The sequence below is a fragment of the Hydrogenophaga sp. genome (assembly GCF_030373245.1).
Taxonomy (GTDB): Bacteria; Pseudomonadota; Gammaproteobacteria; order Burkholderiales; family Burkholderiaceae_C; genus Hydrogenophaga.
In genome coordinates this window covers 818,188-841,112 of the sequence record NZ_JAUCZF010000001.1, presented here as the reverse complement: position 1 = coordinate 841,112, position 22,925 = coordinate 818,188, and the positions used below count along the sequence as shown (strand labels likewise).

General features: G+C 63.3%; 23 protein-coding genes. 12 read left to right on the top strand and 11 right to left on the bottom strand.

Annotation, left to right across the window (positions count from 1 at the left end; translation table 11 throughout):
* The first annotated feature begins 92 nt into the window (after positions 1-92).
* Entirely contained in the window at positions 93-2,042 is a 1,950-nt protein-coding gene (gene htpG / locus QUV25_RS04025) for a molecular chaperone HtpG (RefSeq protein WP_300861486.1), read from the top strand.
* Here the strand turns inward: htpG and QUV25_RS04020 are convergent.
* Complete coding sequence (locus tag QUV25_RS04020) at positions 2,009-3,022, bottom strand: formyltransferase family protein (RefSeq protein ID WP_300861484.1); 1,014 nt, start codon at positions 3,020-3,022, stop codon at positions 2,009-2,011. The genes htpG and QUV25_RS04020 overlap by 34 nt on opposite strands.
* A gap of 247 nt (positions 3,023-3,269) precedes the next feature.
* On the opposite strand from QUV25_RS04020, the gene QUV25_RS04015 reads away from it, so the two are divergent.
* Genes QUV25_RS04015 through QUV25_RS04000 form a run of 4 tightly spaced genes read left to right on the top strand, consistent with a single transcriptional unit; the run spans position 3,270 to position 8,129 of the window.
* A complete protein-coding gene (locus QUV25_RS04015) occupies positions 3,270-4,688 on the top strand; it encodes a class I SAM-dependent methyltransferase (RefSeq protein ID WP_300861481.1) in 1,419 nt (472 codons plus the stop codon).
* Positions 4,685-6,010: an ATP-binding protein gene (locus QUV25_RS04010; RefSeq protein ID WP_300861479.1), complete on the top strand. Its 1,326-nt coding sequence runs from the start codon at positions 4,685-4,687 to the stop codon at positions 6,008-6,010. The genes QUV25_RS04015 and QUV25_RS04010 overlap by 4 nt, the downstream gene beginning before the upstream one ends.
* On the top strand, positions 6,007-7,179 hold the full coding sequence (locus tag QUV25_RS04005) for a hybrid sensor histidine kinase/response regulator (protein ID WP_300861478.1): 1,173 nt from the start codon (positions 6,007-6,009) through the stop codon (positions 7,177-7,179). The genes QUV25_RS04010 and QUV25_RS04005 overlap by 4 nt, the downstream gene beginning before the upstream one ends.
* Positions 7,176-8,129: a response regulator gene (locus tag QUV25_RS04000; RefSeq protein ID WP_300861476.1), complete on the top strand. Its 954-nt coding sequence runs from the start codon at positions 7,176-7,178 to the stop codon at positions 8,127-8,129. Before QUV25_RS04005 ends, QUV25_RS04000 begins: the two co-directional genes overlap by 4 nt.
* A 38-nt stretch (positions 8,130-8,167) precedes the next feature.
* Here QUV25_RS04000 and QUV25_RS03995 read toward each other — a convergent pair whose 3' ends face one another.
* The 4 genes from QUV25_RS03995 to QUV25_RS03980 form a co-directional block, all read right to left on the bottom strand.
* Positions 8,168-9,256 (bottom strand): DUF2855 family protein, encoded by a 1,089-nt coding sequence (locus QUV25_RS03995; protein ID WP_300861474.1) that lies wholly within the window; start codon positions 9,254-9,256, stop codon positions 8,168-8,170.
* A 109-nt stretch (positions 9,257-9,365) separates the two neighbouring features.
* Positions 9,366-9,782, bottom strand: a complete 417-nt coding sequence (locus QUV25_RS03990) for an organic hydroperoxide resistance protein (protein ID WP_300861473.1) — start codon at positions 9,780-9,782, stop codon at positions 9,366-9,368.
* Between the two features lie 66 nt (positions 9,783-9,848).
* A complete protein-coding gene (locus tag QUV25_RS03985) occupies positions 9,849-10,298 on the bottom strand; it encodes a MarR family transcriptional regulator (RefSeq protein WP_300861471.1) in 450 nt (149 codons plus the stop codon).
* Between the two features lie 124 nt (positions 10,299-10,422).
* On the bottom strand, positions 10,423-11,460 hold the full coding sequence (locus tag QUV25_RS03980; RefSeq protein ID WP_300861469.1) for a serine/threonine protein kinase: 1,038 nt from the start codon (positions 11,458-11,460) through the stop codon (positions 10,423-10,425).
* A 39-nt stretch (positions 11,461-11,499) separates the two neighbouring features.
* On the opposite strand from QUV25_RS03980, the gene QUV25_RS03975 reads away from it, so the two are divergent.
* Together QUV25_RS03975 and QUV25_RS03970 are read left to right on the top strand one after the other, a co-directional pair.
* Entirely contained in the window at positions 11,500-11,937 is a 438-nt protein-coding gene (locus QUV25_RS03975) for a potassium channel family protein (protein ID WP_300861468.1), read from the top strand.
* Positions 11,934-12,803, top strand: a complete 870-nt coding sequence (locus QUV25_RS03970; RefSeq protein WP_300861466.1) for an SAM-dependent methyltransferase — start codon at positions 11,934-11,936, stop codon at positions 12,801-12,803. Before QUV25_RS03975 ends, QUV25_RS03970 begins: the two co-directional genes overlap by 4 nt.
* 15 nt (positions 12,804-12,818) lie before the next feature.
* On the opposite strand, the gene QUV25_RS03965 is transcribed toward QUV25_RS03970, so the two are convergent.
* Positions 12,819-13,388 (bottom strand): hypothetical protein, encoded by a 570-nt coding sequence (locus QUV25_RS03965; RefSeq protein ID WP_300861465.1) that lies wholly within the window; start codon positions 13,386-13,388, stop codon positions 12,819-12,821.
* Positions 13,389-13,569: 181 nt separating this feature from the next.
* Here QUV25_RS03965 and QUV25_RS03960 point away from each other — a divergent pair, with 181 nt between their 5' ends.
* From QUV25_RS03960 to QUV25_RS03950, 3 genes are all read left to right on the top strand, one after another.
* Positions 13,570-14,751 carry a cation:proton antiporter gene (locus tag QUV25_RS03960; protein WP_300861464.1) on the top strand — a complete coding sequence of 394 codons (1,182 nt, stop codon included), beginning with the start codon at positions 13,570-13,572 and terminating at the stop codon, positions 14,749-14,751.
* A 5-nt stretch (positions 14,752-14,756) separates the two neighbouring features.
* Entirely contained in the window at positions 14,757-15,884 is a 1,128-nt protein-coding gene (locus QUV25_RS03955; protein WP_300861463.1) for a YbdK family carboxylate-amine ligase, read from the top strand.
* 184 nt (positions 15,885-16,068) lie between these two features.
* Positions 16,069-16,335 carry a hypothetical protein gene (locus QUV25_RS03950; protein WP_300861462.1) on the top strand — a complete coding sequence of 89 codons (267 nt, stop codon included), beginning with the start codon at positions 16,069-16,071 and terminating at the stop codon, positions 16,333-16,335.
* Between the two features lie 102 nt (positions 16,336-16,437).
* Here QUV25_RS03950 and QUV25_RS03945 read toward each other — a convergent pair whose 3' ends face one another.
* The 3 genes from QUV25_RS03945 to QUV25_RS03935 form a co-directional block, all read right to left on the bottom strand.
* The gene (locus QUV25_RS03945) at positions 16,438-17,574 is read right to left on the bottom strand and encodes a beta-eliminating lyase-related protein (protein WP_300861460.1); all 1,137 of its coding nucleotides are present in this window, start codon (positions 17,572-17,574) and stop codon (positions 16,438-16,440) included.
* A gap of 20 nt (positions 17,575-17,594) precedes the next feature.
* Positions 17,595-18,416, bottom strand: coding sequence for an ABC transporter permease (locus QUV25_RS03940; protein ID WP_300861459.1), 822 nt, complete (start codon positions 18,414-18,416; stop codon positions 17,595-17,597).
* A gap of 116 nt (positions 18,417-18,532) precedes the next feature.
* Positions 18,533-19,468 carry an ATP-binding cassette domain-containing protein gene (locus QUV25_RS03935; protein ID WP_300861457.1) on the bottom strand — a complete coding sequence of 312 codons (936 nt, stop codon included), beginning with the start codon at positions 19,466-19,468 and terminating at the stop codon, positions 18,533-18,535.
* A 106-nt stretch (positions 19,469-19,574) separates the two neighbouring features.
* On the opposite strand from QUV25_RS03935, the gene asd reads away from it, so the two are divergent.
* Positions 19,575-20,438 (top strand): archaetidylserine decarboxylase, encoded by an 864-nt coding sequence (gene asd / locus QUV25_RS03930; RefSeq protein WP_300861455.1) that lies wholly within the window; start codon positions 19,575-19,577, stop codon positions 20,436-20,438.
* Positions 20,439-20,462: 24 nt separating this feature from the next.
* The gene (gene purT / locus QUV25_RS03925) at positions 20,463-21,665 is read left to right on the top strand and encodes a formate-dependent phosphoribosylglycinamide formyltransferase (protein ID WP_300861454.1); all 1,203 of its coding nucleotides are present in this window, start codon (positions 20,463-20,465) and stop codon (positions 21,663-21,665) included.
* Between the two features lie 175 nt (positions 21,666-21,840).
* On the opposite strand, the gene QUV25_RS03920 is transcribed toward purT, so the two are convergent.
* Positions 21,841-22,347 carry a DUF4304 domain-containing protein gene (locus QUV25_RS03920; protein ID WP_300861452.1) on the bottom strand — a complete coding sequence of 169 codons (507 nt, stop codon included), beginning with the start codon at positions 22,345-22,347 and terminating at the stop codon, positions 21,841-21,843.
* 97 nt (positions 22,348-22,444) lie between these two features.
* Positions 22,445-22,882 carry a hypothetical protein gene (locus QUV25_RS03915; RefSeq protein ID WP_300861450.1) on the bottom strand — a complete coding sequence of 146 codons (438 nt, stop codon included), beginning with the start codon at positions 22,880-22,882 and terminating at the stop codon, positions 22,445-22,447.
* Positions 22,883-22,925: the final 43 nt, after the last annotated feature.

Below are 22,925 nucleotides of genomic sequence, written 5' to 3'. Positions count from 1 at the left end.
GGCTTGAAAAATGCCGCCATGCCCATAATTCCACGGTCTTCGCCTCGTTGCCGGCCGCTTTGGCCGGTCCATTGCTTTTTCAGCCGGAACCCATGAGCAAACAAACCCTGTCCTTCCAGGCCGAGGTGGCGCAGCTGCTGCACCTCGTCACCCATTCGCTGTATTCCAACCCTGAGATCTTCCTGCGCGAGCTGGTCTCCAATGCCTCGGATGCCTGCGACAAGCTGCGCTTCGAGGGGCTGAACAACGCCGCGCTGTTCGAAGATACGCCGAACCTTGAGGTCCGGGTGGGCTTCGACAAGGAAGCCAAGACCGTCACCATCACCGACAACGGCATCGGCATGAGCCAGGCCGAGGCGGTGGAGCACCTGGGCACGATCGCCAAAAGCGGAACCAAGGATTTCATGGGTCGCCTCAGCGGTGACCAGAAGAAGGACGCCCAGCTCATCGGCCAGTTTGGCGTCGGCTTTTACTCGGGCTTCATCGTGGCCGACAAGATCACGGTGGAAAGCCGCCGCGCGGGTCTGCCTGCGGCTGAGGGCGTTCGCTGGGTCAGTGGCGGTACGGGTGAGTTCGAGGTCGAAACCATCGAGCGGACGGCGCGGGGCACGAGCGTGACCCTGCATCTGCGCGACGACGCGGGTGAGTACCTGAGCCACTGGAAGCTCAAATCGCTGATCACCAAGTACTCCGATCACATCAGCCTGCCCATCCTGATGCAGAAAGAGGAATGGGACGCCGAGAAAAGCGAGCACGTGAAAAAGGACGAGTGGGAGGCCGTGAACTCGGCCAACGCCCTGTGGTCGCGTCCCAAGAAAGACATCAGCGACGAGCAGTACGCCGAGTTCTACAAGAACCTGAGCTACGACCAGCAGGCCCCGCTGGCCTGGAGCCACAACCGCGTCGAGGGCAGCACGGAATACACGCAGCTGCTGTTCATTCCGGCCAAAGCGCCGATGGACCTGTGGAACCGCGATCACAAGTCGGGCATCAAGCTCTATGTGAAGCGCGTGTTCATCATGGACGAGGCGGAAAGCCTGATGCCGTCCTACCTGCGCTGGGTCAAAGGCGTGGTGGACTCGGCCGACCTGCCGCTCAACGTCAGCCGCGAGCTGCTGCAGGAAAGCCGCGACGTGAAGGCCATCCGCGAGGGCAACACCCGTCGCGTGCTGTCCATGCTGGAAGACCTCGCGAAAAAGGACCAGGCGCCGCGGGCTGCCGAGAGCGCCGATGGCGTGACCGACGTGGTGAGCGAGGAAGACAAAGCCGCCGCCGCCCAGGACGCAGGCAAGTACTCGGCCTTTTACGCCGAATTCGGCTCCGTGTTGAAGGAAGGCCTGGGCGAAGACTTCGCCAACCGCGACAAGCTGGCCCGGCTGCTGCGCTACGCCAGTACCGCCTCCGACACCGTGAGCGTGGGCTTTGCCGACTACAAGGCCCGCATGAAAGAGGGCCAGGAAGCCATCTACTACATCACTGCCGACAGCCTGAGCGCGGCGAAAAACAGCCCGCAGCTTGAAGTGTTCCGCAAGAAGGGCATTGAGGTGCTGCTCATGGCAGACCGGGTGGACGAGTGGGCCATGTCGCACCTGCACGAGTTCGACGGCACGCCGCTGCAAAGCGTGGCCAAGGGCGCGGTGGACCTGGGCAAGCTGCAGGACGAAGAAGAAAAGAAGGCGGCCGAAGCTGCCGCCGAGAGCTTCAAGCCGGTGCTGGAGAGGCTCAAGGCCAGCCTGAAAGACAAGGCGCAGGACGTACGCGTGACCACCCGCCTGGTCGACTCACCTGCCTGCCTGGTGGTGCAAGACCACGGCATGAGCACCCAGCTCGCCCGCATGCTCAAGCAGGCCGGCCAGCCTGTGCCCGATAGCAAGCCGATCCTGGAGGTGAACGCCGAGCACGCCCTGGTGAAGAAGCTGGAGGCGAGCGATCACTTTGACGACCTGGCCCACATCCTGTTCGATCAGGCCTTGCTGGCCGAGGGCGGCCTGCCCGACGACCCGGCGGCTTACGTGAAGCGGGTCAACGCGTTGCTCGCCTGAGCGGGAGGCAGCCAGGTCGGGGTGCTCTGGGCACCTTCCGGTTCTGGCTCGGACCCTCGTTGCCAAGCTGCCTCGAAGCGAGCAATCGCTGGCCAGAGTTCGCCCGCCACGAAGTCGGCATCGAGCTGGTAGAGATCGCTGTAAAGGTCGACCATGGACTCTGGGTGGCCCACCAGGTGAATGCCCCGATGCTCGGCACGGGCGATGGCATCCTGATCCGGGAAGCTGCGGTACAGGCCGCTGCGGGCAGGTTGCGGCAGCGGCAGCACAGGGTGGCCGTGCACAAGTCGCCTCAATGTCTGCACCAGCAGGTGGGCGCCTGGCACGGCCAGTTCAATCATGGACGCCAGCACACTGCGGCGGGCGCTGAGGCGCAAACGCGCGGTCGCGACCAGTGCACCCGTGTCGATGCCGTCGGTGACCTCGTGCAACGACACGCCGTGGGCGGATCTGCCTTCCAGGAGATTCCAGAACGGCGCCAGGATGCCCCGGTTGTCGGGCAGCGGCCCGTGATGAAGGTTCCACACGAATCCGCCTCGCTGCCGGATGCGATTCAAATGGCGGTCTTTGAACAGCAGGTAGTTGTGCGCTGAGATGGCGCCGAGAAACTCCGGATGATCCAGCGCCGCCCCCACCAGCGGATCGTCGAGCGTGGCGATGCGATCCCAGTCGCCATAGGCTCTGGCCAGCTCGTTGAATGTTCTCAGTTCCCGATTGCACGCGAATCCCCAGCCGGCAGTGCCTCGTTCCAGTGCGGGGTACAGCACCTCTCTGGGCAGCGTTGTTTCGTAAAACGCCATGCGTGCCAGGGCGGGCGGATGGGGCTGGCGTCTCACCAGGATGGGGGTGAGAAAAACCTGCGCCCTCAGACCGTGGCTTTGGATTTCGCCCAGCGTGTGATTGAGGATGATGTTCGGAATGATGTCTTCCGTACTGAAAATCACAATGCGCCTGCGCGCGGAGGTGCGGTTGATGTTCATGTTGTGGTGCTCCCTGGGAAAGAAGCGAGGAATGCTAGAGCCGCCAAAAAACGGGGTTCTGGCGGCCCTGTCGACATCTGCAACTCCCCTTTCGGCCGGGCTGCGGGGTGAGGCGCTCGCCCAGGCCGCTTGCAGTGGCAGCCCGCAGGGCGGCTTCGTCGCAAAGCCCTCGGACTGACTACACTCTCCCGCTGGGAGTTTTCGCCGAGCCGTGCATCGACGGCCGCCTACCGCTCAAACAACCACCGTGCAACTGCAGCGCCCCTTTGACCCCGTCGTCACGTTCCGCAACAGCCAGGGGGAGGCCGCGCGAGGCACGCTCACCAGCCTGCAGCGCCGCTCGCTGGTGATGGAGATCTACAACCCGTACTCCATCGTGCAGGTCAGCGAGGTGCTCAATGACCTGAACATCCGCAGTGGCGACCGCAGCATTTACAAGGGAAAGGCGGTGGTGGTGAGCCTGCTCAATACCGGGCTGATGGCGGTGGTGTCGGTCACACTCATAGATGAGTGGTCCGACTTCAACGTGTTGGTGGGCAGTGCCCCTAACGTGGGACAAGAGGCGCAGAGGTTTGTCAGTGGTTGGTCGGAGCGCTTTCAGATCAGCCACGAGTACCAGGTTTCCGTCAGCGAAGTCAGAGCCTTCCTTTCCGAGGTGTCGCGCTGGACTGACCATGCCGACCTTTCGGGGTCGCTACCGCGCGCAGCAGATGGCCGAGTACGACCAGAGGTGTTTAGCGAATTGGCCAAACCACTCATGTCGGCAGCGGCGCAATACTTCGCAGATTTCGAAGGGGCCATCGCCTTGGTGCCGCAAGAGCTGGCAGGCACCTACAGGACGTTTGCACAGAGCGCCCTTCATCCCTTGTTGTTACGCGCCCCGTTTGTGTACCGAACATTCGAAAAGCCGTTGGGGTATGCAGGTGATTACGAAATGGTCAATCAGATATTGGCTGACCCTCAGCAAGGGCCCACGACCTATTTCCAGATGGTCAACTCCTTGTTCTTGCAATCGGCAGTGGCCGAGGCGCACAGAAACCGAATCAATATGCTGGTCGAATGGCTTCACCGCGCTGTACAGCAGGCTCGGGTACTGGGGCGGCCAGTGCGCATTCTGAATATCGGGTGTGGGCCAGCGATCGAGATAGAGCGTCTGCTGAAAAGTGATGTACTCGTCGCTGACTTGGAGTTCACTCTGGTCGACTTCAGCGAAGTCACACTCCAGTACACAAAGACCCATATTGACCGGATCACGACAGAAACAGGGAAGAAGTTGCGCGTCAACTGGGTAAATGAATCCGTTCACGACTTGCTTAAGCGGGCCAGCCGCCGCAGCACGGATACCTCTGAGCAATACGATTTTGTTTACTGTGCGGGCTTGTTCGACTACCTGTCGGACAAGGTCTGTATGCGCCTGCTTGAGTACTTTCAGTCCCGAACCCGTCCTCAGGGTGAGGTTTTGGTGACCAACGTTCATCCAAGTAATGCTCAGCGCGGGGTCATGGAGCATGTGCTCGAGTGGTACTTGATCTACCGCGACGAGAAACAACTCCGGTCGGTACTCCCCAAGGAGGCGAACAGCCCGCGCATCTACACCGACAAAACCGGTGTGAATGTGTTTGCGGAGTTTTCTGTCCCGATCCGACAGAGCGCAGCGATGTCATGAGCGAAGTTGCATCCAGAGGGCTGTACAACGCGGTGGAAGATGTCCGCATCGCGTTCAGCAAGACTGGGTGTGTCACCTCTGCCACCCTCGTATTACTCGGCACTTCGCTCGACTATGCGGTCTATCCCGATCGTGCCAATGAGTTTCTCTTGCTGCGGATCGGAGTTGCCGCCGCGACGATGCTCATCCTGTGGTTGACCCAGGGGGAGTTTGGGCGCCGGAACATACGTTGGCTCACGCTCACTTGGCTCTGTCTTCCTCAGGTCATGATCGCGTGGATGATTTATCTGACTGAAGGTTCTTCGTCGATCTATTTTGTCGGCCTCCATCTGGCGCTTTACGCAGTCGGAATGATTGTTCCTATCAGCTATCTGGAAGGGCTTGGATTCGGGTTGTTCACCTGCTTCGTCTATTTTCTGGCCTGCAGGCTTCACCCTGGCGGCATAGCGAGTTACGGAGAGTTCTATGCCCATCTCATCTTCACTGCCTTCTCTGTGCTTATTTCCGTGGGCTGCACCTATTTCAATGAATTGAGCAGGCTTCGCCTCTTCTCTCTCCGCGAAAGGGTAGACGAGCAAAATGCGTCTTTGCAGGAAACCAACCGGTCACTCGCCGAAGTCAAAGGCCAGCTCATCCAGCGCGAAAAAATGGCGGCCATCGGTACCCTGTCGGCAGGACTGCTGCACGAACTCAACAACCCAGTGAACTACAGCCTGATGGCTATCAACATGGGGCTCAGCTTGCCGGCAGCCAAGACCGATGCGATGCTCAAGGAAAGCCTGGTCGATGCCAAGGAGGGCATGGAGCGGATCCAGAACATCGTCTCCGACCTCAAGACCTTTGCCTACCAGAAGCCGGGTCAGGACACCATGCGTCCTTTCTTGCTGGAGCGCGCCTTGCGCTCGGCCCAGCGCCTCGCCGGTCACGAGCTCAAAGGCGTCGAGGTGGTGACGGACTTGCCGGCTGACTCCCATGTGGTGGGTGATGAGCCTGCGCTGATCGGTGTGCTGATCAACCTGTTGAGTAACGCGGCGCATGCGTTGCAGGCGGCCAAGCGCAGCGATCCGCGCATCGAGGTGCGCGCGGTGGTGCGTGGGGATCGGCTTGTCTTTTCGCTGCGCGATTACGGTCAAGGCATCTCGCCCGAGAACCTGAGCCGCGTGTTCGAGCCGTTTTTCACCACCCGCGATGTGGGCGCCGGGCTGGGGCTGGGGCTGAGCGTGAGCTACGGCATCGTGCAGCGCCACGGCAGCACACTGAGCGTGCAGAGCGAATACGGTGCCTGGACCGAGTTCAGCTTTGATCTGGCGAGGCCAGCATGAGTGACCGGGCCCCCATCGCACCTACTCCGCAAGGTGCTCACGCCGTTCTGGTGGTGGACGATGAGCCCCACGCCTGCAAATGGTTTGCCCGGCTGTACGGTAACGAGTTCGTCGTGCTGACCGCCGGGAGTGTGAACGAAGCATTGGCCCTGCTGGAACAGCGTGGGCATGAGGTGGCGGTGCTGCTGACCGATTTCAGCATGCCCGAACGCAACGGAGTGGCCCTGCTCAGCGAAGTGCGCGTACATCACCCGCACATTTCTCGCCTGCTGGTATCCGCCTATGCCGACAAGGACGTGGCCATGTCGGCGGTCAATCAGGGGCAGGTGGAGAAAATCCTGGAGAAGCCGCTGGACGAGACGCTGACCCGTCAGACCTTGCGCCATGCCCTGACCATCAGCCGTGAGCGGGCTCGGGACCAGGCCTTGCTGGCGCGGCGGGCGGCCACGCTGCGTGAAACGCTGGGCTTTCTTGCGCACGAAGTCACCTCACCGCTGGCGACCGTGAGTGGCTATCTGTCGGCCATGAAGAACCTGCAGGAGCAGTCGGGATCAAGTTCCGATGAAAGCCTGCTGGCCATGATCAACGCCGCCCAGCGCCGAACCGACTACGCGCAGTCGCTGGTGTCCACCTTCGTGCAGTCGGCCCGCGATGCGAGTCGAGGCGACAGCAGCGCGCGTCTGTTTGCGAGCGATCTGGTGCAGGCGGTGCGCGACGAGTACCCGTTTGAGCCGAGCGAGGCCGACTGGCTGGCTTGCGACCTCATGGCCGATTTTGAAGTGCCCGGTCGCCGCGACCTGTTGTATCTGGTGCTGTGCACGCTGATCAAGAACGCTCTTATTGCCCTGCGCGACGCGCAGCCTGCCGAGCCGCTGGTCTGGGTGCGTCTGTTGCGGGTGGCGCCGGCGCCGGGACTGGGCGAGCAGCCCGCCATCGAGGTGGTCGACAACGGCCCAGGCATACCGGCCCACCTGCTGCCCAGGCTGACGCGCGAACCGGTCACCACCCGCGCCGACTCTGGTGGCAGCGGCATGGGGCTGCTGTTTTGCCAGCGCGTCATGAGCTCGATCGGCGGCTCGGTCAGTGTGGTCTCGGCCCCAGGTGAGGGCACTACCATCACCCTGCATTTCCCGTTCACCGAACCTCACCAGGCGACGGTCATCACATGAAACCCACCAAGATCCTTTACGTTGACGACGAAGCCATGGCGCTGAAGTACTTCGAGCGCCTCGTCAGCCCGATGGCGCCCGTCCTCACCGCCACCTCGGTTGAGGCGGGCCGAGCTGTGTTGCGCGAGCATGGTGCCGAGATCGCGGTGCTGGTGTGTGACCAGCGCATGCCGGGAGAGCAGGGCAACGAGCTGCTGCGCCATACGCGCGAATACTACCCAGGCATCGTGCGCATGCTGACCACAGCTTACTCCGAGCTGGGCGATGCGATCGAGGCCATCAACACCGGCGAAATCTACCGATACATCAACAAGCCGTGGGAACTGGAGAGCCTGCGCGCCGACCTCAAAAACGCGCTGGAACTCGCCGACCTGCGCAGCGAGCGTGATTCGCTCATGCGCGACAAGCTGCTGGCGCAGCAAGGCCAGCTGCTGGCCAGCCGGCTGGCGATGCTGGCCGGTGTGGCGGCGGCCGTGCACGAGCAGCCCACCGAAGCGGCGCTGCACCCGTTGGCGCACACTGCGCTCTCGGCCGGTTGCAGCATGCCCGAGGTGCCTTGGCACCGCTGGGACCACGCCGACCTGATGCAGGCCGAGGCGCGCCGGGCGGTCGAGGTGGCGGGGCAACTGCGCCAGTGGCTGACCCGGTGGGCGTCGCCTGGCGCAGAGGCGTTGACCGAGCTGGCACAAGCCCTGAGCGGGTCGGCCCAGGGTGACACGGTGAAGGTGGCTGACAAGGCCCCGTTCACGACGCTGCTCGATGGCGCGCCAGGTGAACCGGTGAGTCCGGCCGCCTGCGCCTGGCTGGCCTGGCTGATCGCGCAGCAAGGCCGGGTCTCCGTGGTGGCCGAGGGTGAGGGATGGCGGATTCAGCCGTTGACCACGGCCGTGGTTCCTGTGCCCGACTGGATGGCTGCCGCCATGGAGCAGTTGGGCGGCGCACCGGCCTGAGCCGCTTCAGCAGGGCCGGATGGGCGCGATGCTGCCGTTCAGTCGAGCCGGAACACGTGCCCCTCTTGTGGGTCGCTGCGGCCACCCAGCATCAGCAGGTAGGCGGCCTGAAGGGCCTCAAAGCCTTGGTGCGAGACCACCCGCAGCCAGGGCTGGGTCGGCTCACTCACCCGGGTGGTGAAGCGCTGCCAGCCGGTCAGCAGCCGCTTCCCCAGCTCGGCTGCACCCCAGTCGGTGCGCCGTTTCTTGACCTGGGCTGGCGCGAAGAACAGCGTGGGGCTGGGCCCGGGCAGGCCCTTGCCGCCGCCCAGGTCGGTGACGTGGGTGGCGCCGATCGCGCAGCTGTATTTCAGATGGGTGAAGCGGCGATGAATCTGCTCGCGCATGCCGGCGCTGCCCGCGAAGTCCACGTACACGCAGGGCGCATCGATGGGCAGCGCACCGAGCTGTTCGTAGCTCATCACCCGGGTGTAGCAGCCCAGGCTTTCGCAAAAATCCCGGTTGCTTTCGGAAGTGAGGCCGATCACGTTCAATCCCTGGCGCTGCGCGAGCTGGAACGCGGTGCCGTACGCGGTCTTGCTGGACGCGCTGGAGAGCAGCAGGGTGGGTGCGCCGAAAAATTCGTTGTCGGCCAGAAAATCATCGATCAGCCACGAGGTCATGAACAGCGGGCGCAGCAAGGCCTGCACCGCTTCGCTGTCGGACGTGTAAAACGGATCGCGGCCGCAGCGGGTGTACTGGTTGTAGACCGGGTGCAGGCCGATGCGGTGAGGCGCTGCGTCGACCAGGCTGCCAGGCGCGATCTGGTCGGCCTGCAGCACGGCCGAGGTGGCCATAGGCCAGTAACCGTAGAGCTTTTCGCCCACCGGCAGGTCCGCGTGGGCCGATTCCGTGATGGTGGCAAAACCCCATACCGGGATCACGCCCCAGTCGGCTTCTTCCGTCGGGAAGAAGCGCCAGTAGTCCATGGCATCGCCCATGGCGGCGTAGGTGATGTTGTTCGCGGTGAGTGAAAACAGGTCCACGTGCAGCCGGATCTGGCCGGTGGCGAGCGGCGCCTCTTCCGTGGTGTGCCAGCGGGTGTTGGCCAGGGCGCGCTTTTGGACCTGAAGGGTCTGGGTGGTCATGGTGTGTGCGTGTCCAATTGGAAACCACTCAAGGTAAAGCAAGCAGCCCGCGGGCACAAGGCCGTCGGGCTGCTTGGGCGACAGCGGGCTGGAGCCCGCCATCGGCGGGTCAGGCCAGTGTGAGCGTGACGCCGATGTTGCCGCGGGTGGCGTTCGAGTAGGGGCAGACCTTGTGGGCTGCGTCCACCAGGGCTTGTGCCTGGGTGCGGTCCATGCCGGGCAGGTGGATGGCCATGCGCACCGCGATGCCGTAGCCGCCGGTGATGGGGCCAAGGTCGACCTCGGCGTCCACCGCCACGTCGGCCGGCACGCTGAGTTTCATCGGGCCGGCGACCGCTTTCATGGCACCGATGAAGCAGGCCGAGTAGCCCGCGGCGAACAGCTGCTCGGGGTTGGTACCGTTGCCGGGCGTGCCCGGGGGGCTGTGCTTCACATCGAGGCGGCCGTCGTCGGTGCGTGAGGCGCCATCTCGGCCACCGGTGGTGTGGGCGCGGGCGGTGTAGAGAACTTTGTCGAGCTGGGTCATGGAGCGGCTTTCAGAATGGGCTTCTAGCGAAGCGGGAGAGAAAAGGGGCGGTTGTTCGACCAGGCCTTATGCGAGCAGCTGCTCGCGCAGCGCCTTCACCTGACGCGTGAGTGCCATGGCTTCGTCGACCGTGCAGTGCGAGGCCTGCAGCACGCAACCCGGAATGCGCCGGGCCTGTTTCTTGAGCGCTCGGCCCGCCGTGGTGAGGCGGATCAGCACGCGGCGCTCATCCGCGGTGTCGCGCAGGCGCGAGACCAGATCGGCTGCTTCCATGCGCTTGAGCAAGGGCGTGAGCGTGCCCGAGTCGAGAAACAGGCGCTCGCCGAGCTCGGAGACGGTGATGCCATCGCGCTCCCAGAGCACCAGCAGCGCCAGGTACTGCGGATAGGTGAGGCCCAGCTCGTCGAGCAAGGGCTTGTAAAGCTTGGTCATGGCCAGCGACGCCGAGTACAGCGCAAAGCAGAGCTGATGGTCGAGCAACAAGGCCGGGTCGGATGGGCTGTGGGTGCTGGGCATTCGGCAAAGTATAATGCACAATTAAATTGTGTGCAATGTAAATGATCGATGGGTAGTGAACGAATGGCTGGCTGGCGGGCGGGCGGCCATCTTCACAGCGACACGCACTTAGAACCGTGCGCGCTCAGGCCACCAGAGGCGGGTTCTGCATTTCCTCGATCTGTTCGACCAGCATGTCCACCTGGCCCTGCCAGTAGTCGCGGCTGCCAAACCAGGGGAAGTTGATGGGAAAGGCCGGGTCATCCCAGCGGCGGGCGAGCCAGGCGCTGTAGTGGATGAGACGCAGGGTGCGCAGCGGCTCGACCAGCGCGAGCTCGCGCCGGTCGAATTCCCGGAACTGCTCGTAGCCGTCGACCAGCGCGCCAAGTTGCTGGATCTGCTGGCGTCGTTCGCCGGAAAGCAGCATCCACAGGTCCTGTACCGCAGGCCCAGTTCGAGCGTCGTCCAGATCCACGAAATGCGGGCCGGGCTCGGGGCGACCCTCAGGCGTCCACAGGATGTTGCCGGGGTGGCAATCGCCGTGCAGGCGGATGCGGCGAATCTCGCCTTCGGCTGGTGCGCGTCCCGACAGTGTGGGATGAGACTCGATGAGGGTCAAAGCTTCGGCAAGCGCGCTCGACCAGGCACTTCTCACCTCGGATGCCACCATCTGATGCTCCATCAGCCAGTCGCGTGGCTCATGCGCAAAGGTGGTGACATCCAGCGCTGGGCGGTGCACAAACGGCTTGACCGCACCCACGGTGTGAATGCGGGCCAGGAACCGCCCGATCCACTCGAGCACCTCGGCGTCCTCCAGCTCGGGCCGTCTGCCGCCGCGGCGTGGGCTGACCGAGAACGCGAAACCGCCAAAGTGGTGAAGCGTCTCGCCGTTGATCCGCAGCGGCGGCACCACCGGGACCTCCGCTGATACCAGGTCGTGGGCAAACGCGTGCTCCTCGGCGATCTGAGCATCGCTCCAGCGGTCTGGCCGGTAAAACTTGACCACCACCTGAGGGTGCCCGTCCAGAGGCGACTCCAGGTGCGCCTGGTACACGCGATTCTCGAAGCTGTTGAGTGCCGCCAGTCGACCATCGCCCCAAACGCCGATGCTGGCCAGCGCGTCTTGCACCACATCAGGGGTGAGGGCGGTGTAAGGGTGTTGGCTTGGGTGGGTGTCGGTCATGTGCCGATTGTGGCGCGGCGCGCGTGCCAGAATCGGCGCATGAACCGAATCAGCCAACGACGTGGCTACCTGATCCGACGCGGGCTCTGGTACTCGCTGGCGCTTTGCCTGATCATCTTGATGATCGGTGGTGTTGGCTTCTGGGCGCTGGAGCCAAGCATTGAGTCTCTCCAGGAAGGACTTTGGCTGGCCTTCACCACAGCGGCCACCGTGGGTTATGGCGATGTGGTCCCCAAGACGCCCTTTGGCCGAGCTTTTGCCGTGCTCGTGGTGCTGCTGGGGCTCGCGGTATTGTCCCTGGTCACCGCGTCGCTGGCCGCGCTGTTCGTCGAGCGCGATGTGGAGGCCGAGGAACGCCAGATCGAGCGCGACCTGATGCGGGAAATCCGGGCACTGCGCGAACAGGTGAGCGCACTGGAGCAAAGCCTGCGGGACAACGACGAAACATCCAGCCACCCGAAACGGAGCAACGGTTGAAACCCCAGAAGACCCTGCGAGAACAGCTGCCCGAACTGCGCGAAGGCCAGTCGATCGAGCTGCTCAAAGAGCTGCACATCCTCACACGCGAGGGCAAGCTCAACCAGGACACCCGGCGCAAGCTCAAGCAGGTCTATCACCTGGTGCAATTCATCGAACCGCTGCTCGCCGAAGTGATGAAGACGCGCGGCGATGTGACGCTGGCCGACCACGGCGCGGGCAAGTCGTACCTGGGCTTCATCCTGTACGACCTTTTTTTCAAAGCCAAGACCACCGGCTGGGTGGTGGGCGTGGAGTCCAGGCCCGAACTGGTCGAACGATCCCGGGCACTGGCCAGCCGCCTTGGTTTCGCGCGCATGCGCTTTCTGGCCACCACGGTGCAGCAGGCGCTGAGCCATCCTGAGCTGCCCGCGCACATCGACGTGGTCACGGCCTTGCACGCTTGCGACACCGCGACCGACGACGCCATCCGATTCGGTCTGGCCAAGCAGGCCAGGCACCTGGTGCTGGTTCCCTGTTGCCAGGCCGAGGTGGCCAGTGTGATGAAACAGCACAAGGCCTTGTCGCTCTCGCGCACACCACTGGCCGAACTCTGGCGCCATCCGCTGCACACGCGCGAGTTCGGCAGCCAGATCACCAACGTCTTGCGATGTCTGCAGCTGGAGTCATGCGGTTACGCGGTGACCGTGACCGAGCTGGTGGGCTGGGAACACTCGATGAAAAACGAGCTGATCCTGGCCACGCGCGACGGCAGTGTGCGCGCCGCGCAGCAGGCGCGCGCCCGAGAGCGTTTGTTGCAGGTGCTGGAAGAGCTCGGCCTGCAGCCGCTGACCGAGCGTTTTGCCGGCGAGGCCACGCCGGCCTGAGAGATCGCGCGGCGCTTACTTCGCGGCCGGTGGCGCCGTCACGCCCAGGCGCTTGGCAATGGTCAGCTCCAGGGCCTTGACCTTGGGTTCGATGCTGCCTTTGGTATCGGCAATCAGCTTTTCCAGCAGCACTTTCTGCATGTCATCGGCCTTTGCGACGTACTTCAGGTAGGCCGGAGACTCCAGCATCGCCACGATCTGCTTGAGCTCGTCTTCGGTGAAGTCTTTGTCCAGCATGGTGCCGATGGTGCTGGGCGCAAGCTTCACGGCAGTGGTGCGTACCAGCGGCACGGCCTCATCCGAATACTTCTTTGCATCGGCCTGAATTTCCTTGGCCACTGCTTCCTGCTTGTCTGGAGCAACGCGAGCAGGCAGGGCGGCACCGGCACGGCCCAGCAGCTGCGCGGCCGGCTGTTCGGCGAGCTGGCGCGCGAGCTGCTCCACGTCGGGTTGCTGCAGCTTGAGCAGGCGGGCGACCAGCTCCTTCTTGGCGGGCGAGCTGGCGGCGGAGGACTGTGCAAAGCTCAGGCTGGACATGCCGATCAGAGCGGCACTCAACAAGGCGCGGGGGATGTGTTTTTTCATGATGCGAATGGTAGCGGCAAAGCCGCGGGGTTCATGGGACACCTGCTTCAGGGTGTAAGTTCACTCATCGATCCGGGGGCATGTCTTCAGCACGCCATCTCTCGCAGGTACCATGCGCCTTCGTTGACCACCGCCTGCTGCGTGATCCATGTTTCCCAATCTGCCATTTCTGTTGCAAACCATGGCCTGGCCGCTCGTGCTGTTGCTGGCCTGGGCGCTGGGCGAGCGGCTGCACAGCAGCTGGCAGGTGCCGCGGGTCAGCAGCTACGTGGCAGTAGGGCTGCTGGCCAGTCTGTTCAACCTGCCCGGACTCACGGCCGAGGTGCCGGGGCTGCCGTTTCTGGCCAACGTGGCGTTGGCGCTGTTGCTGTTTGAGCTGGGCTACCGAATCAATCTGCGCTGGTTCCGCCACAACCCGTGGGTACTGGCGCTGGGGCTGTTTGAATCGGTCCTGACTTTTGCACTGGTGTACATCGCCAGTGGCTGGTTTGAACTGGCAACCGACCTGCGTCTGATCATCGCCGCGCTGTCCATCTCGGCCTCGCCCGCCGGCATCGTGCGTGTGGCCAACGAGCTGCGCAGCGCGGGCCAGGTCACCGAGCGGGTGATGCACCTCTGTGCCATCAACTGCCTGGTGTCGGTGCTGGCGCTCAAACTGCTGGTGGGCTACTGGACGCTCAGCACCTCGGGCGACCTGCTGGTCGCCGCTTTCGGCAGCGTGCACGCGCTGCTCACCTCGGTGGCCATGGGGGGCGCGCTGGGCGTGGCGATACCCTGGTTGCTGCGCCGTCCGGGCACCCATGAGCGCGGCGTGACCGTGGTGTTTGCGCTGGCCGTGGTGCTGCTCACCACCATGTCGTACGGCTTCCGGCTTTCACCGTTGCTGGCGGCCCTGGTGTTCGGCATCGTGGCTCGCGAGCGCCGCGTGCACCTCACGAATGCGCAGCGCGGGTTTGGCACGGCCGGCGATCTGCTCACGCTGTTCCTGTTTGTCTACATCGCCTCGCTGCTGGACTGGGGCGCGGTGATGGGCAGTCTTCTGCTCGGGCTGACGCTGATCGCGGTGCGCACGGCGACCAAGGTGGGCTGCAGCGTGGCGGCGGCGCGGCTTTCGGGCAGCACCGAGCGCAAGGGATTGCTGACCGGCCTGGCGCTCATGCCCATGTCGGCGTTTGCCATTCTGCTGATCGAACAAAGCCGCGTTTACGGCTTTGCGCCCGCGGCAGAGGCGCTGTCGCTCATGGCCGGCATGATGCTGATTCAGGAGTTGCTCGGGCCGGTGGTGAGCCAGCGCAGCCTGATGGCGGCACACGAAACCCATGTGACCCAGGCCGACGGGCAGATCACCCGCTCGGTGCTCTGACAACCATGCCGCTCGGAACTTTCAAGAACTCAAGCTCGCTCACGCTGGGCGTGGAGCTGGAACTGCAGCTGGTCAACAGCTACGACATGGATCTCTCCAGCAGCGCCAACGATTTGCTGGAGTTGCTGCAGCGCAAGCCATTTCCGGGCGTGGTCACGCCCGAAATGACACAAAGCATGATCGAGGTGGCGACCGACGTGCAGACCGAACACGGCCCGCTCCTGGCGCAGTTGCAACACATGCGCGACACGCTGGTGCGCGCGGGCGACCGGCTCAACATCGAGATCGCTGGCGGTGGCACCCATCCGTTCCAGCGCTGGTTCGAGCAGCGCATCTTTTCCAAGCCACGGTTCGAAGAGCTCTCGGGCCTGTATGGCTACCTGGCCAAGCAGTTCACCGTGTTCGGCCAGCATGTGCATGTGGGCTGCGCCAGCGCGGACGAGGCGCTTTTTTTGCTGCACGCGCTCAACCGCTACGTGCCCCACTTCATCGCGCTCTCCGCCTCGTCGCCGTTCTCGCAAGGAGTGGACACGCTTTTTGACTCTTCTCGGCTGAACTCGGTGTTTGCGTTTCCTCTCAGCGGACGCGCACCCTTCGTCCTGCGCTGGGAGGAGTTTGCCGACGTCTATTTCGCCAAGATGGAGGCCACCGGCGTGGTGAAGTCCATGAAGGACTTTTACTGGGACATCCGGCCCAAGCCAGAGTACGGCACGATCGAGCTGCGCGTGTGCGACACGCCGCTGACGGTCGAGCGCGCCGCCGCGCTGGCCTGCTACCTGCAGGCGCTGTGTCGCCACCTGCTGGAGCGCAACGAGCCACCGCCCGAGGAAGACGACTATCTGGTCTACACCTACAACCGCTTCCAGGCCTGCCGCTTTGGGCTCGACGGGCACATGGTCAACCCCAAAACGCGAGAGCGCATCAGCATCCGCGAAGACATTCTCGCCACGCTGCGCTTGTTGCAGCCTCATGCCCTCGCCCTGCATGCCCTGCCAGCGCTCGACGAGATCGAGCGCGCAGCAGGTCGCGATGGCAACCACGCGAGCTTTCTGCGTCGGCGCTACGCCGAAAGTGGCAGCGTGCAGGGCGTGGTGCGTGCCAGCGTGGATGCGCTGCGCGCCGGCCCCGGCTGAGTCACGCACCCGCCTCGAACGGGGACAAAAAGGCGGCTGTTTGCCGCGCAATTCGGTGTTTGTCAGGCAACTTCCTACATGCGGAATGGCGCTGGACCGACTTAACCTTTTGAAACGTGGCAACTACAGTTTGTTTCATCGACACCCGAATTGTTTCTTCCCCCGATTTCTCCAGGAGCCCATCATGAACGCATCGAACAGCCGCCTCAACCCCTTCGCCCTCATGCTCGATCCCGAGTTTGTTCTCAACGCGATGGAAAACAGCAAGAACCTGCGCAACCTGCGCCAGCGCATCTGCCGCCCGCTGGACAAGCCACTGATCCCCAAGACCCACAGCATCGACCGCATCGCCCTGCGCCAATACGACGCTGTGATCGACGCCGAGGAATTCATGGACAGCGGCATCGAAGCCTACGTGGAAGCCCAGCCGGCCCTGCAAGCCGTTCACTGAGCCAGTGATTTTTCGATTTGCGCACATGCCGGCTGCGGGCCCGGCAGCGCCGGGCCCTAGGGCAGATCTGCCGTAGACACAAGGAAGCGGGTGCGCACCGCTTCAGTCGCTGGTCTGATCACACAGTGCGGAACCGATGGCGTCCACGACCTGACGGACTTCTTCCTCCGATAGCGCCACCAGCTCCAGCTGTATCGCCCCTTGCTCCAACTGGTGTTCCATCACCCAGATGCTGGGGGAGCCCGCCTTCAAAGCCTGCACGACCGCTCGCGCCATGCCCTCACCTTCCAGGCAACGCACGCGGACCCGCTGAAACGGCATGCCCGCCGGATCGGGATCGGTGGTGACCTCGATGCCGGGGCATTTGTGCAATAGGGCCACCGCCAGCACCACCTTCTCGTCTTGCTGCTTCTTCCAGGCCACCTGGTCTTGTGCCTGGCGTTCCTCCAGCGCAGCCAGTACCCCCACGATCGCTTCCTTGGATGGCTTCATACCGCGGCCGATACCCGCTTCCTGCGCGCGAAATCGTTGAACGAAGTCGCGGGTGCCAAGCACCAGCCCTGCCGTGGGTGATGCCAGGTACTTGTGGGCGCTGACCAGCACGCCATCGGCACCCGTGCTCAGCAGTTCGGGGATGCGCATGTCTTGCGCAGCTCCGTCGATGACGACGGGAATGCCGCGCTGCCGGGCCGCTGCAACCGCGCCTCGGGTGTCCAGGTTCTGAAACGCAGTGAGCCGCGACGACACCAGCAGCAGGCAGCAAACGCCCGGGCGGTCAAGCGCCTGCTCGATGTCATCCAGGCTGCAGGCATCGCGAGAGCCAGCTCGGACCACGGTGGCGCCGGCCAGACGGATGTCGGTCACCAGCGGGTGCCCGTAGTTCACACAATGCCCTTCGGGAATCACCACGGCGTTGGCCCGCCCATGTGTTTCGGGCAGTGCGGCGACGGCGGCCTGGTCGGTGCCGGTGATGCAGGCCGCGACCGCCTGGGTGATGGCCGCGGAAACGCAGTGCGTCACGGCCGCAGCTTCGCAACCGCAGAACGCCGACAGCCGTTCGCTCGCCAACGTCTGCAGTTCGTTGATGATGAAGAACGATTGCAGCGCCGCCGCGACGCTTTGCGCCACGTGTGTGCTGGAGCGCGAAACACCCAACGGGGTGAAGGAACCTGCGGCATTGATCACGGGCGTCAATGCGTAGGCCTGATGAAGGCTGTGGGGTGCAGTGGCTGAGGTCATGGGAAGCGTGTGGGGTGTGTTTACCGGCCAAAGCGCTTGCGGGTGAGCGCCAGTGCGGTCCAGAAGCCCACCACGGTATAGACCAGTAGCACCAGCGCATGCAGCCAGGCCCGATCAGGCCACTGGTCCATGAAGAGAGGGCGCACCAGCTCCACCGCGTTGGTCAGGGGCAGCCAGTCGGAGAAGTGGCGCAACAGGTCCGGCAGTTGCTCGCGCGGAAAGAAAACGCCCGAGAGGAACATCATGGGCGTGAGGAACAGCGTGAAATAGTAGGTGAAGAAGTCGTAGCCCTGTGCGAGCGCGTTGAACACCAGAGCAATGCACGAAAACGCGATGCCTGCGCCCAACAGCACCGGGATGGCCAGCAGCAGTTTGGGTGAGTGGCTGATGCCCAGGGCCAGCATCACCACCATGATGGCGCAGACCGAAAACAGCGCCTTGAATCCGGCCCACAGCATTTCTGCCAGCACCACATCGTCCAGGCTCACCGGCGCGTTCATGATGCCGTCCCAGGTTTTCTGTACGTGCATGCGAGAAAAGGCCGAGTACAGCGCCTCAAAACTGGCCGCGTTCATCGCGCTCATGCAGATGCTTCCACTGGCCAGGAACAGGATGTAGGGCACGGCCACCGTGCCTTGCGGCGTGACCATGTTCACCTGGCCCACCAGTGCGCCCATGCCATAGCCGAACGCCACCAGCCACATCAGCGGCTCGGCGATGTTGCCCACCAGGCTGGGGACGGCCAGCTTTCGCCACACCAGGAGGTTGCGCAAGAACACCGGCCACCAGCGCGCAGACAAACGGGGAGCAGACCAGTGAGAGGGAGGGGTGGTGGTCGGCATCGGAAAAGCTCTCTAAAGAGGGGGAGGGTGATCAGGGCACCGCGGAGCCGGCTTTGCCGGGCCGCCAGTGCCGCCCCCTGGGGGGGGTGGCGCGAAGCGGCGCGCGGGGAGTTTTGTTACCCGTCTTCCCTGATCTGGCGGCCGGTGAGTTTCAAGAACAGATCCTCCAGATTGGCCGGCCGGTGCAGCGTGCGCAGCTCGTGGCGTTCGCTGAGCGCGGCGAGCAAGGGCATGGCTTGTGCCGTGTAGAAGAACACAGTTTCGCCGCTCACTTCCACGCGAGCGGCCAGCGCGCGCAGCGGAGCGTGGGCCTCGTCCTGAGCCAGTGCCAGGGCGCCCTGCCCGTAGACCTCGACCACATCGGACTCCAGGTGTTGCTCGATCAGCTGGCGCGGTCGACCTTCCGCAATTTTTTTGCCATGGTCCAGCACCAGCAGACGCGAGCACAGGCGCTCGGCTTCGTCCATGAAGTGGGTGGTGAGCAGGATGCTCTTGCCCTGTTGCAGCAAGGCCTGAAGCCGTTCCCACATCAGGTGCCGCGCCTGTGGGTCCAGGCCCGTGGTGGGTTCGTCGAGCATCAGCAGGCGCGGGTCGTTGACCAGCGCACGCGCCAGCGACAGGCGGCGCTTCATGCCGCCAGAGAGCTCGCCCGGCTTGGCGTTCGCCTTGTGCGCCAGCGCGGCGAAGTCCAGCAGCTGCGAGATGCGCGGCGCGATCTGTGCCCGACTCATGCCGAAATAGCGGCCATAAACCAGCAGGTTTTCGGCGCAGGAAAAGTCTGGGTCCAAGGTGTCCATTTGGCTCACCACACCCAGCTGCGCCTTGATGGCCAACGCATCGCGCGGCATGTCCAGACCAAACGCAGTGATGGAGCCCGCGTCGGGCGTGGTCAAGCCGAGGCACATGCGGATGGTGGTCGTCTTGCCTGCGCCATTGGGACCGATCACGCCCAGGCATTCGCCCGGCGAAATGTCGAAGGACAGGTCGTCCACCACGGTGGCGGGGCCGTAGCGCTTCACCAGGTTGCGGCATTCAAAGAGCGGAGTGACCATGGAGCGTGATTGTGCCGCCAGGAAATCGGCCGAGCCTGGCCTTCTACAATCCAGGTTCCATCCGCCGCTGTTGCGGGGGCATCTTCACACCTACCCGCCCGCGCCTGTGCCCGACGCTCTTTTTGTTGCCCTTCAGCACCTCCTGCCCAAACAGGCATTGACGCGGTTTGCCGGCCTGTGCGCCCGCTCACAGGCCACCTGGTGGACGCGTCGCGTGATTCCGTGGTTCATCCGCCGCTACGGTGTCAACATGGCCGAAGCGGCCAACCCCGACCCGGCCAGCTACGCGAGCTTCAATGCCTTCTTCACCCGCTCGCTGAAACCCGGTGTGCGGCCGCTGGCGCGCGCGGCCTATGTGTGTCCGGTGGATGGCGCGATCAGCCAGTTCGGCCACATCGAGCGCGACCAGATCTTTCAGGCCAAGGGCCACCACTACAGCACCCGCGCGTTGGTGGGTGGCGACGCGGCGCTGGCTGCGCAGTTTGACGATGGCGAGTTCGCCACCATTTACCTGAGCCCCAAGGACTACCACCGCATCCACATGCCGGTTGACGCCACGCTGCGCCGCATGATCCATGTGCCAGGTGACCTGTTCTCGGTCAATCCCGCCACCGCGCAAGGCGTGCCGGGCCTGTTTGCGCGCAACGAGCGCGTGGTCTGCGTGTTTGACGCGCCTCACGGCACGGATGGCGCCTTGCGGCCTTTTGTGCTGGTGCTGGTGGGCGCCACCATCGTCGGCAGCATGTCGACCGTGTGGCATGGCGTGGTGAATCCGCCGCGGCCCGGGCGCTTGCGCGAATGGACCTATGCCGACGATCCGCTGCTGCTGCGCCGCGGTGAAGAAATGGGCAGCTTCCTGCTCGGCTCCACCGTGGTGATGCTTTGGCCCAAGGACACCATCGCCCTCAACCCGCAGTGGGCGCCTGGCCAGCCTGTGCGACTGGGTGATGCCATGGGCGAGCTGCCCTGATCCCGTAAAAATCAAGAGACGACCATGACCACCCTCGGCACCCCGCTGTCCCCCTCCGCCACCCGCGTCATGCTGCTGGGCAGCGGCGAGCTCGGTAAAGAGGTGCTGATTGCCCTGCAGCGCCTGGGGGTGGAGACCATCGCGGTCGACCGCTACGACCACGCGCCCGGCCAGCAGGTGGCGCACCACGCGCGCACCATCACCATGAGCGATCCGGCCCAGCTCAAGGCGCTGATCGAAGCCGAGCGGCCTCACCTGGTGGTGCCCGAGATCGAGGCGATTGCCACCCCCATGCTGGAACAGCTGGAAGCGGCGGGCGTGGTGAGGGTGATTCCGACCGCTCGCGCCGCTCGCCTGACCATGGATCGCGAAGGCATTCGCCGGCTCGCGGCCGAGACGCTGGGTTTGCCGACCAGCCCTTACAAGTTCTGCGACTCGTTGGCCGAGTTGCAGGCGGCGATCGACGCCGGCATTGGCTACCCCTGCATTGTCAAGCCGGTGATGAGTTCGTCGGGCAAAGGCCAGAGCAAGATCGATGGCCCGGCCGATGTGCAGAACGCCTGGAACTATGCGATGGCGGGTGGCCGTGTGGGGCCAGGCCGCGTCATCGTGGAAGGCTTCATCGACTTCGACTACGAGATCACCCAGCTCACGGTACGCGCACTGGGCGCCAGCGGTGAAGTGGAAACCCATTTTTGCGAACCCATCGGCCATGTGCAGGTGAGCGGTGACTATGTGGAAAGCTGGCAGCCGCACCGCATGACGCCCGCTGCGCTGGCCGAATCGCGCCGCGTGGCCCAGGCCGTGACCGACAACCTGGGTGGCCAGGGCCTGTTTGGCGTGGAGTTGTTCGTGAAGGGCGATCAGGTCTGGTTCAGCGAAGTGAGCCCGCGCCCGCACGACACCGGCATGGTGACCATGATCACGCAGTGGCAAAACGAGTTTGAGCTGCACGCCCGAGCCATCCTCGGTCTGCCGGTGGACACCTCACTCAAGAGCCCGGGCGCCAGCGCGGTGATTTACGGCGGTGTGGACGCCAAGGGAATCGTGTTCGACGGTGTGGACGAAGCCCTGCGCGTGCCCAACAGCGAGGTCCGCCTGTTCGGCAAACCCGAGAGCTTTGTGAAGCGCCGCATGGGCGTGGCGCTGGTGCACGATGCCGATGTCGAGGTAGCTCGGCAACAGGCCAAGCGTGCCGCCGCGCTGGTCAAACCCAGAGCGTCATAGCCCCAAGACCCGAGGGGGGCCTTCAACTTAGGGCCCCGAGGAACGGGTCTTTCCCAAAGCGGCAATTGCCAAGTTGAAGAAGCGGACATTCCAACTGCTCGATGGCCGCCCGAGCGGCAAAGCTGCAAAGGGTATCTGAAATCGATTTTTGCAGGCCGCTTCCTTAGCACCAGGGTTAGACCGCATTTCGCTTCTCGCTCAGTGGAAGCTGGAACAAGCGTAGGTGCGAACCAGTATTGCCACTCCCGCGCCAATAAGCTTCAAGTTCAGGAAAAAGGGCGATAAGTTGCCCAACAACCTGGCCCGGGGGGTAAAGGGACTCGCGCGACAATAGCCTCACAAAAAGAGGCTTGTCTTGTCGAAACCAGCTTGATGTCATCCGCCCTTTCCCCGGCTGCAACCTTCCTTTGACTGAACAGTGTGCGGGGCTCACTTGGTCGGGAGATAACATCTCACCGTTGAACTCAACCCCTTCAGCAGGAGACTTACCGAAGTTAACAACGAATCTCGGCTTTCCGTATTTTTCCCACTGGATGTCGAATAGATGCAATTCCCCGTCAATAATCCGGCGAAACTCAAAAAACTGTGGCGAATGACGTTGATCAAGATTGAAACCACGCACCTCCGCGAACGGGACGAATACTCGCTTGATTTCGCGGCGGAGTTCAGTGGTATTTCCCATGTGGTTCAACAATGGTCGTGAGTCGCGCCGACTCGGGATATGTTCCCAAAGCATCGGCTCCACTTATCCGTTGTCGGCTCAACGGCGTGGATGGGCGTCACCATAGCTTCCACCATGGCTTCCTAGTCAATTGTCCGCTGTTAATGCGCCCATCAAGAATGGACGAAAACTCGGCGAAATCATGTTCGCTTTCATGAGATGAATACTCATGTCTACCAAAGTGCTTCTGGTAATCCTGCGTGTATAAGCCTTGGTCACCGTAGTATTTCTCGGCAAAAGCATTGCCTTGTTCATTCAAAGACTCGCTCGTTAGCTTGCCGTCGCAGTATGTAAGCAGGAAATCCGTTCCAAATAGTCGTCCCTCGATTACGGCTTTAACTGCCTCAGACTCATCCCTTAAGTGAAGAGGACCTGCCCAGCCGTGGATAAAGCACCATTTCAGAAACAGGCCAATGTGTGTGGCGCCGTATTCTTCTGGCTGATCCTTCGGGAAAAAATCTCCGCCATAGTGCCAGCTCGCGTCGTCGTATTTCATAGTTACACTCGACTGAGATCAATCAAAGGTGCCAGGCTCACAT